The sequence below is a fragment of the Burkholderia sp. BCC1644 genome (assembly GCF_902833225.1).
Classification (GTDB): Bacteria; Pseudomonadota; Gammaproteobacteria; order Burkholderiales; family Burkholderiaceae; genus Burkholderia.
Genome location: NZ_CADFEI010000020.1, coordinates 16,830 through 29,540, shown reverse-complemented (window position 1 = coordinate 29,540; position 12,711 = coordinate 16,830). Strand labels below are relative to the sequence as shown.

Below are 12,711 nucleotides of genomic sequence, written 5' to 3'. Positions count from 1 at the left end.
GCCGCGATCAGTTCAGCAGGCGCGCACGCACGAACGGTGCGATCCGCTCGGCGAGCCACGCGTGCGTGCGCGTCGTCGGGTGCAGCGTGTCCCAGAACACGAAGCGCGCCGGATCGTGGCAGTCCGCCCGTGGCGTCTGCGCGCTCAGGTAGGTGAGCGACGACGGCTTCGGGATGTCGAGGCAGGCGCGCGTCGAGTCGTCGAAGCCGTACCGGGCCGGGTGGCTCAGCAGGTCGTCGAACGGCGCGTAGGCGTCGAACACCTCGAGCCGCAGCGTCGCGCCGTAGCGATCGCGCAGCGCGGCGGCCGCGTCGACGAGGCGCCGGTTGTAGTCCTTGACCTGCGCCGCGACGCTCGCCGTATCGGCGCGGGTCGCGAACACCGGCGCGCGCGACACGTCCGGCAGCGTGACGAGCATGATCCGCGTCGCGCCGGCCGCGGCGAGCCGCTCGAGGCTGTCGCGCACCGCATTCGCCGCCTGCTCGGGCGAGCGTCCGTAGTTCACGAGATCGTTGCCGCCCGCGAACACCGCGAACAGCGTGTTGGCAGGCCGGTAGTCCGGGGCGCGCTCCATGTATTCGCGCCACGAGTCGATCTGCTGCACGAGGCCCGGCACGACGAGGTGCTGGTCGGTCGCCGCACCGCCGATCGCCCAGTTGTAGAACGGCAGCCGCAGCGCGTTCGCGAGATATTCGGCCCACACCGGGCCGTTGCTGAAGCGCCCCGCATGCCAGCTCGTGCCGTTAGGCAGCTTCCACTGGCTCGCGTTGAACATGTTCTGGGTGTCGGACAGGCTGTCGCCGAACACGATCAGCTTGTTGACGCGCGCGTCCTGTTGCGCGGCGTCGATGGTCCACACCGTGTAGTTGAACGACAGCGCGTTGTTGGCCGCGACCGCCTGCGTGAGGTCGGACTGGATGCCCTTCGCCGCCAGCGTCTTGCGGCACACGTCGGCAAGGGTGTCCTGTGTCGTCGTGCTGTAGAACATGTTCTTCCACTGCGTGATGCCGTCGGCCCACCAGTAGCCGGACACGCGATACCAGTCGCCGCCGGCGGGGTCGCGCGCCCATTCGTAGGTCGCGGCCGGCTTCAGCGGATCCGCGTCGATCCGGTACCAGCAACGCAGGTACGTGTAGGTATCGGACCCGCGGCGCGCTGCGCGCGACGTCGCGCCAGGCGCGCTCGATGCGGCCGGCGGCGCGACGTCGGGGCCGGCCGGCGACAGCGACATGTCGCCCGTCGGCGTGGGCAGCGGCGCGGCGCCGGCGGCGTGTGCGGCGGGGAGCGTCAGCGTGGCGGCCAGCGCCGCGACGGCGGAAGCGGCGACGATGCGGCTCGACAACGGAATGCGGAAACAAGACATGCGGCCCTCTTCTGATTGTTGTGACGAGACGGCGGCGCGGTTGCGCGGCCGTGTATCGGAAGGGACCGTGGGCGCCGGGCTCGGGCCCGGTCTGTCGAAACGTGAAGTGCCGCGAACGGCGGCGAGAGGCGGTCGATACGGTGTCGGCGGTGCCGCCGGCCGGTCAGCGCGTCAGCGCCGAGACGCGCCCGTCCGGGCCGTACACGCCGGTCGGCGCGGGCGCCGAGCGCAGCACGGCGAGCGCGCGCTCGTTGTAGTCCATCCGGATGCGGATCAGCATCCCGTTGTTCGCATTGGCCTGGCGCGCGCGTTCGGCGGCCTGCTGCAGCAACTGCCAGCGGCCGGCGAGGCGCGCATCGCGCTCGGCGGCCTGGTCCATGCCCTTCTTGCCGGCCGGAAAGCCGAGCGCGGAAAGCTGCGTGTCGCGCGTGCGTTCGAGCTGCGCGAGCCGGTCGATCAGCGCGGTTTTCTTTTCGACGATGCCGGGCAGCATCTCGAGCGGCTCGGCCGTCGTCAGCGCCTTTTCCTCGTAGACGAGCAGGGACGCGAACGCCTCGACCGTCGCGTGTTCGTCGTTGACCGTGGCCAGCAGCTCTTCTCTCATCGCGTCATGCTCGTCGCGCCGGCACGCGGTGGCGCGCCGGCAAACCGGTGGAACCGGCTAGGGCCTGCTTACGCTAATAACGGGCTTGCGAACGAGCCTTGCCGGCTGCAGTGCAAGAAGCAAGGAGCGCCGTTTGGCCGAGCCAAACAAGCGACGCGCGACGCCGCAATGCGGCCGGCAAGGCTCGTTCCCCTGATTGGAAAAATCCTTTGTGGGGCTGGCCACCAGAAGGGCCGATCGCTGCGTCATACTCCTTGCGAATACGTCGAGTATTCGCTTCGTCGCAATCCTTGCGCTCGGCCCTTCTGGTGGCCAGCGCAAGCCCGTTATTAGCGTAAGCAGGCCCTGGGCCGGCTTAGTTACCCTGCGGGCGCTGTTGTTGCAGCAGCTCGCGGGCGGTATTCAATACGCCGTCGGCAATCTTGTTCGCGTCGATCGTCAACGTGCCGTTGTTCAGCGCGTCCTTGATCGACTGGACAAGGCCGGTGTCGATATCGGCGTCGCCCGACGCGGATACCGACCGCAACTGGCCGGACAGACCCGACAGGTTCACGGTCGTGTCGCCGCCGGTCGATCCAGCGTCGGCCGCCTGCGCGGACGACTCGGCCGTGCCGGATTGCACACGGGACGCGCCGTTGCCGGTCGGCGCCAGGGGGCTCGGGTTCGGAGTGGAATCGATCTTCACGATGGGTTTCCTGTACGGTTTGACCCAGATAACGGCCGGGTCGGCCCGAACTTTAGCATCGCGAACCCGAAATGCCCCGAATAAACAATTCTTTACACTCTTGCTGCTGAATCCGTCCCTATAGCGGAATTTCCACGGTGCCGGCGTCCTTGACGATCGCCGTGACGATCTGGCCCGCCGCCATCCGCACCCGCACCGACTGGCCCGGCGCCGCATTCGCGAGCACGCTGCCCTCGGCCGAAATCGTGAAGCCGGGCCCGGCCGCGACGACCCGCACCGTCTGGCCGGCCGACACCGACGCCGCGCTTTTCAGCAGGTCCTGCCGCAGCGGCAGGCCGGCCGAGATGCGCGCGAGCGCGGTCGAGCCGATCGCCTGCGCCGGATCGGTGATCACCGCGAGCGGCATGACCGTCAGGTCGCCGTCGCGGGCGACCAGGTCGGCCGCGGAGAGCGGCTCGCCGGGCGCGATCTGGCGCGCGGCGACGTAATAGGTGGCCTGCACGGCGACCTTCGCCTGCAGGTAGACGGTCCACGGCCGCTCGCCCGCGCAGCGCACGCCGACCGTCGTGCGGCCCCACAGGCGCGCGCCGGTCGGCAGGAACGGCTCGAGCGTCGTGCACGCGGCGAGCCCGCGCGGAAACGCGGTCGTGACCGTCGCGGTGGTCTTGCCGGGCAGGCCGGCGATCTGCTGTTGCAGGAACGCGAGGGCTGCGCGGCGGATCGTCTCGGGATCCTGCTGGCCGGGCGGCGTCGCGGGCTGGGCCGCAGCGGCAGCCGGGGCCGGGTTCGCGGAAACCGCCGCCGCGCGCGGCGCCGCTGCGGCCGACGCGGCGCGGGCCGCGGCAAGGCGTGCGGCGGCGGCCGACGGTTGCGCCGGCCGAACGGGATTCGACGCGGGCTCGGCCGTGCCGGCGACGACCGTCGCGACGGCGCTCGGGTCGGCGGCGCGCGGCTGCGCGCCGTAGCCGGCGTTCACGCGCGCGGCTGCACGAACGGGCGACGGCGCGGGCGCCGGGGGCGGAACGGTCGTCACGACCATCGCGCCGGCCGGTTGCGCCGCGTAGCCGGTCGCGGCACTTGCCGCCGGAGCAGCTCGGCCCGCCTCCGGCGCGATGCCCGCACCCGAAGCCATCGCCGCATTCCCGCCGAACTGCCCGCCGTTCGCCGCGTTGGCGTGGGCGAGCGCGGTTTCGGCCGTCTCGCCGCGTCCGGGAATCACGATCATCCCGTCTTCCGCGCGTGCGGCCGGTGCGGCGACCCACAGCGCCGCAGCGAGTGCAACTGCAGGCGCAAACGCACGCCGGACGTGCGTGAGCCGCCCGTTCCTTCCGCGAAGTGCGCTGCCAGTCATCGCCGTGTCCTCGAACCGTTGATCCGATTTGCATTCTAGGGAGCCGGGCCGCCGCGCAAACGATGAATAGAGGGGGCCTTTGCCGCGTTATTCGCCCGATTGCCGGTTGCATCCGACGCCTACCATCGCTGTCATGGAAAAAAGCCTCTCGAGTCGCCATCCGGCGCGAGGGGCGTGCAGCGCTTCATACGGAGAGACGCACACATGCTGGACAAACTCGATGCGGAATTCGCGTTCGGCCGACAGGCGCTCGACGTGCGCGCCTACCGGCAGGAACTGCTGTCGTCGAACATCGCGAACGCCGACACGCCCGGCTACCAGGCCCGTGACGTCGATTTCGCGTCGACGCTCGCGCGCTCGCTGAAGCAGACGGGCGGCGGCCTGGCGCCGAGCAACGCCGCGCAGCTGCCGATGGCGCAGCCGGCCGGCGTGACGAACGGCATGTCGATGGTGTCGACGGCGGCCGGTCACATGGCCGGCACCGCGAAGCTGATCCCGACCGGCGGCCCGTCGGACGACTACGGCCGTGCGCAGTACCGGATGCCGCTGCAACCGTCGCTCGACGGCAACACGGTCGATCTCGACGTCGAGCGCGTGCAGTTCGCGAACAACGCGCTGCACTACGAATCCGGGATGACCGTGATGACCCAGCAGATCAAGGCGATGATCGCCGCGATCTCGACGAACTCGTAAGCGCAACCGAACCCGAGCACAAGCACCAGGAGCCACCATGCCTTCGTTGATGAACATCTTCGGCGTCGCCGGTTCGGCGCTGTCCGCGCAATCGCAGCGCCTGAACGTCACCGCGTCGAACCTCGCGAACGCCGACAGCGCCACCGGCCCCGACGGCAAGCCGTACAAGGCCAAGCAGGTCGTGTTCGCGACCGACCCGATCGGCGGCGCGCGCACCGCGTCCGGCCAGGGCGTGGGCGGCGTGCGCGTGACGAAGGTGATGGACGACCCGTCGCCGATGAAGTCGACCTACGACCCGGCGAACCCGTCCGCCGACGCGAACGGCTACGTGCAGATGCCGAACGTCGATCCGGTGCAGGAGATGGTGAACATGATCTCGGCGTCGCGCTCGTACCAGGCCAACGTCGAGACGCTGAACACCGCGAAGACGCTGATGCTCAAGACGCTGACGATCGGCTCGTAAGCCGCGCGCCGACCTCACAGACCACGACAGAAGGCCACCCAGGATGACTTCCTCCAGCACGACGATCGGCAGCAACGGCACGAACGTGTCGACCCTGCCGACCGACACGATGAACACCAACAACGTGTCGTCGACCAACGGCACGTCGGCGAGCGACCTGCAGGCGACGTTCCTGAAGCTGCTCGTCACGCAGTTGCAGAACCAGGATCCAACCAGCCCGGTCGACAGCTCGCAGATGACGTCGCAGCTCGCGCAGATCAACACGGTGAGCGGCATCGCGCAGCTGAACACGTCGCTGACGTCGCTGTCGACGCAGCTCACGGCCGGCCAGCAGACGCAGGCCGCGCTGCTGATCGGCACGAACGTGCTCGCGCCGGGCAACTCGGTCGCGGTGAAGAGCGGCGCGGCGTCGCCGTTCGGCGTGTCGCTCACGAGCGACGTGTCGAACCTGACGATCACCGTGAAGAACAGCTCGGGCGTCGTCGTCAACACGATCAACGCGGGCAAGCAGTCGGCCGGCACCGTGCCGTTCAACTGGACGCCGACCGACGCGGCCGGCAACGCGCTGCCGGACGGCGCGTACACGGTCAGCGCGCAGTACACGGGCACCGACGGCAAGGCCTACGCGCCGACCGTGCTGGCGGCCGCCACGGTGCAGAGCGTGATCAAGCAGGCGGACGGCACGGCGGGGCTGGTGCTGTCGAACGGTACGACGGTGGGGCTCACCCAGGTCGCGTCGATCTTCCCGAACGTCAAGACGTCGTCCACGACCGGCGACACCACCACCAACTGATCGAGCTTTCTCGAAACGGAGACCGAAATGGGTTATCAACAGGGTCTGAGCGGCCTCGCCGGTGCCTCGAACGCACTCGACGTGATCGGCAACAACATTGCGAACGCGAACACGGTCGGCTTCAAGTCGAGCACCGCGCAGTTCTCCGACATGTACGCGAACTCGGTCGCGACGTCGGTCAACACGCAGATCGGCATCGGCACGTCGCTCGGGTCGGTGCAGCAGCAGTTCGGTCAGGGCACGATCAATACGACGAACTCGTCGCTCGACGTCGCGATCAACGGCAACGGTTTCTTCCAGATGTCGAACAACGGCGTGACGACGTACTCGCGCGACGGCACGTTCCAGCGCGACAAGAACGGCTACATCGTCGACTCGCAAGGCCGTAACCTGATGGGCTATGCGGCCGGCGCGGGCGGCGTGATCAACACCGCGCAGACCGTGCCGCTGCAGGCGCCGACGACCAACATCGCGCCGACCGCGACGACCAAGATCACCGGCCAGTTCAACCTGAACTCGCAGGACACGACGCCGACCAAGACGCCGTTCAGCGCGACCGACAGCACGACCTACAACTACTCGACGTCGATCCAGGTGTACGACTCGCTGGGCGGTTCGCAGGCGGTCAACATGTATTTCGTGAAGTCGGCATCCGGCACGTGGGAAGCGTACGCGGGCGTCCAGGGCGGCGCGACGACCGATCTCGGCACGGTCACGTTCGATTCGTCGGGCGCGATCAAGAGCACGACGACGGGCACGCCGCCGACGCCGACCGCGTCGGTCGGCCAGTTCCAGTTCACCGTGCCGACCACCGACGGCTCGACGACGCCGCAGAACCTCACGCTCGACCTGACCGGCACGACGCAGTACGGCGGCAAGGACGGCGTGAACAACCTCGCGCAGAACGGTTTCGCGAGCGGCACGCTGACGACCTATTCGATCGGCGCCGACGGCAAGCTGACCGGCAACTACTCGAACGGCCAGACCGCCGTGCTCGGCGAGATCGCGCTGGCGAACTTCAACAACCCGAACGGGCTGGTGAACCTCGGCGGCAACCAGTATGCGGAAACCGCCGCATCGGGCGTGCCGCAGATCTCCGCGCCGGGCAGCACGAACCACGGCACGCTGCAGGGCAGCGCGCTCGAAAACTCGAACGTCGACCTCACGTCGCAGCTCGTCAACCTGATCACCGCGCAGCGCAACTACCAGGCGAACGCGCAGACGATCAAGACGCAGCAGACCGTCGACCAGACGCTCATCAACCTGTAAGCGCGGATAACCGGCAGCCATGGACCGACTGATCTACACGGCGATGACGGGCGCGTCGCAGTCGCTCGACCAGCAGGCGATCGTCGCGAACAACCTCGCGAACACGTCGACGACGGGCTTTCGCGCGCAGCTCGCGACGTATCGCGCGGTGCCGATGAATTTCGGCGACGGCAGCGCGATCGACCCGACGACGACGCGTACCTACGTGCTCGCGTCGACGCCCGGCGCGGATTACGCACCGGGTCCGATCACGCGCACCGGCAATCCGCTCGACGTCGCCGTGCAGGGCGCCGGCTGGCTGTCGGTGCAGGCGGCCGACGGCAGCGAGGCGTACACGCGCGCCGGCAACCTGCACGTCGACGAGAACGGCCAGCTCGTCAACGCGAGCAACCTGCCGGTGATCGGCAACGGCGGTCCGATCTCGGTGCCGCCGAACGCGGAAGTGACGATCGGCAAGGACGGCACCGTTTCCGCGCTGATGCCGGGCGACCCGCCGACGGCGGTTGCGATGGTCGACCAGATGAAGCTCGTCAATCCCGATCCGGCCACGCTCACGCGCGGCAACGACGGGCTGTTCCGCACCGCCGACGGCAATCCGGCCGACGCCGACCCGAACGTGGTCGTCACGCCGAATTCGCTCGAAGGCAGCAACGTCAACCCGGTGACCGCGATGGTCGCGATGATCGACAACGCGCGCGCGTTCCAGCTTCAGTCGAAGCTGATCCAGACGGCCGACCAGAACGAGCAGTCGGCGAACCAGCTGCTCAATTTCAGCTGAGCGTCCGCGCCAGCCCACGCAGGAGACCTTACAAGTGAACCGTTCGCTCTACATCGCCGCCACCGGCATGAATGCGCAGCAGGCGCAGATGGACGTGATTTCGAACAACCTCGCGAACACCAGCACGAACGGCTTCAAGGCGTCGCGCGCGGTGTTCGAGGATCTGCTGTACCAGACCATCCGCCAGCCGGGCGCGAACTCGACGCAGCAGACCGAGCTGCCGTCGGGCCTGCAGCTCGGCACCGGCGTGCAACAGGTCGCGACCGAGCGCCTGTACACGCAGGGCGGCCTCACGCAGACCGGCAACTCGAAGGACGTCGCGATCAACGGCGCGGGCTTCTTCCAGGTGGTGATGCCGGACGGCACGAACGCGTACACGCGCGACGGCTCGTTCCAGACCAACGCGCAGGGCCAGCTCGTCACGTCGAGCGGCTACCAGATCCTGCCGGCGATCACGATCCCGCAGAACGCGACGTCGCTGACGATCGGCAAGGATGGCGTGGTGACGGTCACGCAGGCGGGCTCGACCAATTCCGTGCAGATCGGCGCGCTGCAGATCGCGACCTTCATCAACCCGGCCGGCCTCGAGGCGCGCGGCGAGAACCTGTTCTCCGAGACGACGTCGTCGGGCGCGCCGAACGTGTCGCAGCCGGGCCTGAACGGCGCGGGCGTGCTCAACCAGAACTACGTCGAAGCGTCGAACGTGAACGTCGTGCAGGAACTGGTCAACATGATCCAGACGCAGCGTGCCTACGAGATCAACAGCAAGGCCGTGACGACGTCCGACCAGATGCTGCAGACCGTCACGCAGATGAAGAGCTAACCGGAAAGTCCCGTCGTCGCCATGAAGCAGGTTCGCCTCCTCCCGTCAGCCCCCGTCCGCGCCGCATGCGCGGTCGCGGTGGCGGCGCTCGCCGGTTGCGCGCAGATTCCGCGCGACCCGATCATCCAGCAGCCGATGACGGCGCAGCCGCCGATGCCGATGTCGATGCAGGCGCCCGGCTCGATCTACAACCCCGGCTACGCGGGGCGGCCGCTCTTCGAGGATCAGCGGCCGCGCAACATCGGCGACATCCTGACGATCATGATCGCGGAGAACATCAACGCGACCAAGTCGTCGGGCGCCAACACCAACCGGCAGGGCAACACCGACTTCAACGTGCCGACGGCCGGCTTTCTCGGCGGGCTGTTCGCGAAGGCGAACCTGTCGGCCACCGGCAACAACAAGTTCGCGGCGACCGGCGGCGCGAGCGCGGCGAACACGTTCAACGGCACGATCACGGTGACGGTCACCGGCGTGCTGCCGAACGGCAACCTCGTGGTCAGCGGCGAGAAGCAGATGCTGATCAACCAGGGCAACGAATTCGTGCGCTTCTCGGGGGTCGTCAACCCGAACACGATCTCGGGCGCGAACTCCGTCTACTCGACGCAGGTCGCCGACGCGAAGATCGAATACTCGTCGAAGGGCTACATCAACGAAGCCGAGACGATGGGCTGGCTGCAGCGCTTCTTCCTCAACATCGCGCCGTGGTGATGACGATGCAGACGACCCTGATCCACCGCCTGTCGGCCCGCGCGCATGCCGCCGCGCGGCTCGCCGTCGCATTCGCGGCCGTGGCCGCGGCGTGTGCGCTCGGCGCGGCGCCCGCGCATGCGGAGCGCCTGAAGGATCTCGCGCAGATCCAGGGCGTGCGCGACAACCCGCTGATCGGCTATGGCCTCGTCGTCGGTCTCGACGGCACGGGCGACCAGACGATGCAGACGCCGTTCACGACGCAGACGCTCGCGAACATGCTCGCGAACCTCGGCATCTCGATCAACAACGGTTCGGCGAACGGCGGCCCGTCGTCGCTGAGCAACATGCAGCTGAAGAACGTCGCGGCCGTGATGGTGACGGCCACGCTGCCGCCGTTTGCGCGGCCGGGCGAGGCGCTCGACGTGACGGTATCGTCGCTCGGCAACGCGAAGAGCCTGCGCGGCGGCACGCTGCTGCTCACGCCGCTGAAGGGCGCGGACGGGCAGGTGTACGCGCTCTCGCAGGGCAACATGGCGGTCGGCGGCGCGGGCGCCAGCGCGAACGGCAGCCGCGTGCAGGTGAACCAGCTCGCGGCCGGCCGGATCGTCGGCGGCGCGATCGTCGAGCGCGCGGTGCCGAACGCGATCGCGCAGATGAACGGCGTGCTGCAGCTGCAGCTGAACGACATGGACTACGGCACCGCGCAGCGGATCGTGTCCGCGGTCAACTCGAGCTTCGGCCCGGGCACCGCGACGGCGCTCGACGGCCGCACGATCCAGCTCGCGGCGCCGGCCGATTCGGCGCAGCAGGTCGCCTTCATGGCGCGGCTGCAGAACCTCGACGTGAGCCCGGACAAGGCCGCGGCGAAGGTGATCCTGAACGCGCGCACGGGCTCGATCGTGATGAACCAGATGGTCACGCTGCAGAGCTGCGCGGTCGCGCACGGCAACCTGTCGGTCGTCGTCAATACGCAGCCGGTGGTGTCGCAGCCGGGGCCGTTCTCGAACGGGCAGACCGTGGTGGCGCAGCAGTCGCAGATCCAGCTGAAGCAGGACAACGGCGCGCTGAAGATGGTGACGGCCGGCGCGAACCTCGCCGACGTCGTGAAGGCGCTGAACACGCTCGGCGCGACGCCCGCGGACCTGATGTCGATCCTGCAGGCGATGAAGGCGGCCGGCGCGTTGCGCGCCGACCTGGAGGTGATCTAAATGGCGGCGAACCTTCCGAACGCGAACGACCTCACGCAGCGCTTCGCGCTCGACGTGCAAGGTTTCGATGCGCTGCGCGCGCAGGCGAAGCAGTCGCCGCAGGCCGGCGCGAAGGCGGTCGCCGGCCAGTTCGACGCGATGTTCACGCAGATGATGCTCAAGAGCATGCGCGACGCGTCGCCCGACGGCGGGCTGTTCGATTCGCATACGTCGAAGATGTACACGTCGATGCTCGACCAGCAGCTTGCGCAGCAGATGTCGACGCGCGGGATGGGCGTCGCCGACGCGCTGATGAAGCAGCTGCTGCGCAACGCCGGCGCGGGCGCGGGCAGCGACACGGCGGCCGACGTCGGCGCGGGCGGCATGGGCGCCGGCGGCCTCGGCACGGCCGGCAACGAAGGCAGCCTCGCCGCGATGAACGCGATGGCGAAGGCCTATGCGAACGCGGCGAACAATGGCGGTCTCGCCGGCGCGCGCGGTTACTCGGCCGGCAGCGCGCTGACGCCGCCGCTGAAGGGCGCGAGCGGCGTGCAGGACGCCGATGCGTTCGTCGACCGGCTCGCGGGCCCCGCGCAGGCGGCCAGCGCGACGACCGGCATCCCGGCGCGCTTCATCGTCGGCCAGGCCGCGCTCGAATCAGGCTGGGGCAAGCGCGAGATCCGCGCCGCCGACGGGTCGACCAGCTACAACGTGTTCGGCATCAAGGCGAACAAGGGCTGGACGGGCCGCACGGTGTCGGCGCTGACCACCGAATACGTGAACGGCACGCCGCGCCGCGTGGTCGCGAAATTCCGCGCGTACGACTCGTACGAGCACGCGATGACCGACTACGCGAACCTGCTGAAGAACAACCCGCGCTACTCGGGCGTGCTCAGCGCGAGCCGCAGCGTCGAAGGCTTCGCGCACGGGATGCAGAAGGCCGGTTACGCGACCGATCCGAACTACGCGAAAAAGCTGATCTCGATCATGCAGCAGATCGGCTGACGGCCGGCGCCCGCTTTCGCTGAAAACGGGCGCCCGCAGCCATCCGGTTCCCCCTTCGGACCGCGCCCGGCAGCCCGCCGCGCGCGGTTTCAACGTTTGCGCGAAAAAATTCACCAATTCGATCTAAACTTTCGGTCAGCACTGCCGCTAAGTGTGAGAGACCTGTGACCGGGCCCGTGATCTGGCCCGGTTTTACTGCGCACCGGTTGTCCGGGCGCTCATGACAAGAAAGACCGGCTAGCCATGAATATCGAAACGTCGACGGACCCCAGCCTGGATGCAGGCCACTCCGGGCCCGACTATGCCCGCCGTAATCCCCTGGAAATCGGCGTGCAGTTGCGCAACCTCGTGAATCGCGGCGATTTCCTGACCGTCCAGTACCCGGGCGGCCAGCTCGTCACGCGCCTGCTCGAGGTCGATGTCGGTGCGCGGACGTTCACGTTCGACTGGGGTGCGCTGTCCGAGCAGAACGCCGGCATCCTCGGCGCGTCGCATTGCACGTTCGCGGCCTCGCCGGAGGGCGTGCGCGTCGAATTCACCACGGGCACGCCGCGCGAGACGCGCTACGAGGGGCTGCCCGCGTTCGTCGCCGATTTCCCCGACGTGCTGGTCTGCATCCAGCGCCGCGAGTATTTCCGCGTCGACGCGCCGATCGTCGATCCGTTCCTGTGCCGCGGCAAGCTGCCGGACGGCGAGAGTTTCCTGTTCGAGGTGCATAACCTGTCGCTCGGCGGCGTGGGGCTGCGCACGGCCGACGAACGCGTCGAGGCGCTCGAGGTCGGCACGCTGCTGCCGGACGTCGAACTCGAGCTGACCGGCCACGGCAAGCTGTCGCTCGACCTGCAGCTCGTGTCGCAGCGCTCGACGCAGATGCCGAACGGGTCGCGGCGCTACCAGCTCGGCTTCCGCTACATGTCGCTGCCGGGCAGTGCGGAAAACACGCTGCAGCGGCTCATCACGCAGCTCGAAATGAAGCGCCGCTCGCTCGCGCGGGCCTGACGCGC

At 68.6% G+C, this 12,711-nt stretch carries 14 protein-coding genes; 10 read left to right on the top strand and 4 right to left on the bottom strand.

From position 1 onward, the window contains the following. Window positions 1–7: 7 nt before the first annotated feature. The 4 genes from HWX87_RS30720 to flgA form a co-directional block, all read right to left on the bottom strand. Window positions 8–1,363 (bottom strand): SGNH/GDSL hydrolase family protein, encoded by a 1,356-nt coding sequence (locus tag HWX87_RS30720; RefSeq protein WP_176050741.1) that lies wholly within the window; start codon window positions 1,361–1,363, stop codon window positions 8–10. Window positions 1,364–1,526: 163 nt separating this feature from the next. Further along, the gene (locus HWX87_RS30715; protein WP_176050740.1) at window positions 1,527–1,967 is read right to left on the bottom strand and encodes a flagellar protein FlgN; all 441 of its coding nucleotides are present in this window, start codon (window positions 1,965–1,967) and stop codon (window positions 1,527–1,529) included. Window positions 1,968–2,322: 355 nt separating this feature from the next. Further along, window positions 2,323–2,652 carry a flagellar biosynthesis anti-sigma factor FlgM gene (flgM, locus tag HWX87_RS30710; RefSeq protein WP_176050739.1) on the bottom strand — a complete coding sequence of 110 codons (330 nt, stop codon included), beginning with the start codon at window positions 2,650–2,652 and terminating at the stop codon, window positions 2,323–2,325. Window positions 2,653–2,770: 118 nt separating this feature from the next. Further along, window positions 2,771–4,003: a flagellar basal body P-ring formation chaperone FlgA gene (flgA, locus tag HWX87_RS30705; RefSeq protein ID WP_176050738.1), complete on the bottom strand. Its 1,233-nt coding sequence runs from the start codon at window positions 4,001–4,003 to the stop codon at window positions 2,771–2,773. A gap of 204 nt (window positions 4,004–4,207) precedes the next feature. Between flgA and flgB the strand changes: the two genes are divergently transcribed. The 10 genes from flgB to HWX87_RS30655 all read left to right on the top strand — a co-directional run bounded on the left by flgB (window position 4,208) and on the right by HWX87_RS30655 (window position 12,706). Beyond that, the gene (gene flgB / locus HWX87_RS30700; protein WP_176050737.1) at window positions 4,208–4,696 is read left to right on the top strand and encodes a flagellar basal body rod protein FlgB; all 489 of its coding nucleotides are present in this window, start codon (window positions 4,208–4,210) and stop codon (window positions 4,694–4,696) included. A gap of 37 nt (window positions 4,697–4,733) precedes the next feature. Then, entirely contained in the window at window positions 4,734–5,159 is a 426-nt protein-coding gene (flgC, locus tag HWX87_RS30695; protein WP_176050736.1) for a flagellar basal body rod protein FlgC, read from the top strand. A gap of 43 nt (window positions 5,160–5,202) precedes the next feature. After that, on the top strand, window positions 5,203–5,952 hold the full coding sequence (gene flgD / locus HWX87_RS30690) for a flagellar hook assembly protein FlgD (RefSeq protein ID WP_176050735.1): 750 nt from the start codon (window positions 5,203–5,205) through the stop codon (window positions 5,950–5,952). 27 nt (window positions 5,953–5,979) lie between these two features. Beyond that, window positions 5,980–7,221 carry a flagellar hook protein FlgE gene (flgE, locus tag HWX87_RS30685; RefSeq protein WP_176050734.1) on the top strand — a complete coding sequence of 414 codons (1,242 nt, stop codon included), beginning with the start codon at window positions 5,980–5,982 and terminating at the stop codon, window positions 7,219–7,221. A gap of 19 nt (window positions 7,222–7,240) precedes the next feature. Next, on the top strand, window positions 7,241–7,999 hold the full coding sequence (gene flgF, locus HWX87_RS30680; RefSeq protein ID WP_176050733.1) for a flagellar basal-body rod protein FlgF: 759 nt from the start codon (window positions 7,241–7,243) through the stop codon (window positions 7,997–7,999). A gap of 34 nt (window positions 8,000–8,033) precedes the next feature. After that, window positions 8,034–8,822: a flagellar basal-body rod protein FlgG gene (gene flgG / locus HWX87_RS30675; RefSeq protein ID WP_166962600.1), complete on the top strand. Its 789-nt coding sequence runs from the start codon at window positions 8,034–8,036 to the stop codon at window positions 8,820–8,822. 21 nt (window positions 8,823–8,843) lie between these two features. Then, a complete protein-coding gene (gene flgH, locus HWX87_RS30670) occupies window positions 8,844–9,533 on the top strand; it encodes a flagellar basal body L-ring protein FlgH (protein WP_176050732.1) in 690 nt (229 codons plus the stop codon). 5 nt (window positions 9,534–9,538) lie between these two features. After that, the gene (locus HWX87_RS30665; protein WP_176050731.1) at window positions 9,539–10,723 is read left to right on the top strand and encodes a flagellar basal body P-ring protein FlgI; all 1,185 of its coding nucleotides are present in this window, start codon (window positions 9,539–9,541) and stop codon (window positions 10,721–10,723) included. Continuing rightward, window positions 10,724–11,707 carry a flagellar assembly peptidoglycan hydrolase FlgJ gene (gene flgJ / locus HWX87_RS30660; protein WP_176050730.1) on the top strand — a complete coding sequence of 328 codons (984 nt, stop codon included), beginning with the start codon at window positions 10,724–10,726 and terminating at the stop codon, window positions 11,705–11,707. Window positions 11,708–11,950: 243 nt separating this feature from the next. Beyond that, entirely contained in the window at window positions 11,951–12,706 is a 756-nt protein-coding gene (locus HWX87_RS30655; protein ID WP_006477567.1) for a flagellar brake protein, read from the top strand. Window positions 12,707–12,711: the final 5 nt, after the last annotated feature.

Coding starts and splice junctions, on each gene's coding strand:
- flgC (WP_176050736.1), top strand. CDS start 4,734: ATGCCTTCGTTGATGAACATCTTCGGCGTCGCCGGTTCGGCGCTGTCC.
- HWX87_RS30655 (WP_006477567.1), top strand. CDS start 11,951: ATGAATATCGAAACGTCGACGGACCCCAGCCTGGATGCAGGCCACTCC.
- flgD (WP_176050735.1), top strand. CDS start 5,203: ATGACTTCCTCCAGCACGACGATCGGCAGCAACGGCACGAACGTGTCG.
- HWX87_RS30720 (WP_176050741.1), bottom strand. CDS start 1,363: ATGTCTTGTTTCCGCATTCCGTTGTCGAGCCGCATCGTCGCCGCTTCC.
- HWX87_RS30715 (WP_176050740.1), bottom strand. CDS start 1,967: ATGAGAGAAGAGCTGCTGGCCACGGTCAACGACGAACACGCGACGGTC.
- flgB (WP_176050737.1), top strand. CDS start 4,208: ATGCTGGACAAACTCGATGCGGAATTCGCGTTCGGCCGACAGGCGCTC.
- HWX87_RS30665 (WP_176050731.1), top strand. CDS start 9,539: ATGCAGACGACCCTGATCCACCGCCTGTCGGCCCGCGCGCATGCCGCC.
- flgH (WP_176050732.1), top strand. CDS start 8,844: ATGAAGCAGGTTCGCCTCCTCCCGTCAGCCCCCGTCCGCGCCGCATGC.
- flgA (WP_176050738.1), bottom strand. CDS start 4,003: ATGACTGGCAGCGCACTTCGCGGAAGGAACGGGCGGCTCACGCACGTC.
- flgJ (WP_176050730.1), top strand. CDS start 10,724: ATGGCGGCGAACCTTCCGAACGCGAACGACCTCACGCAGCGCTTCGCG.
- flgF (WP_176050733.1), top strand. CDS start 7,241: ATGGACCGACTGATCTACACGGCGATGACGGGCGCGTCGCAGTCGCTC.
- flgE (WP_176050734.1), top strand. CDS start 5,980: ATGGGTTATCAACAGGGTCTGAGCGGCCTCGCCGGTGCCTCGAACGCA.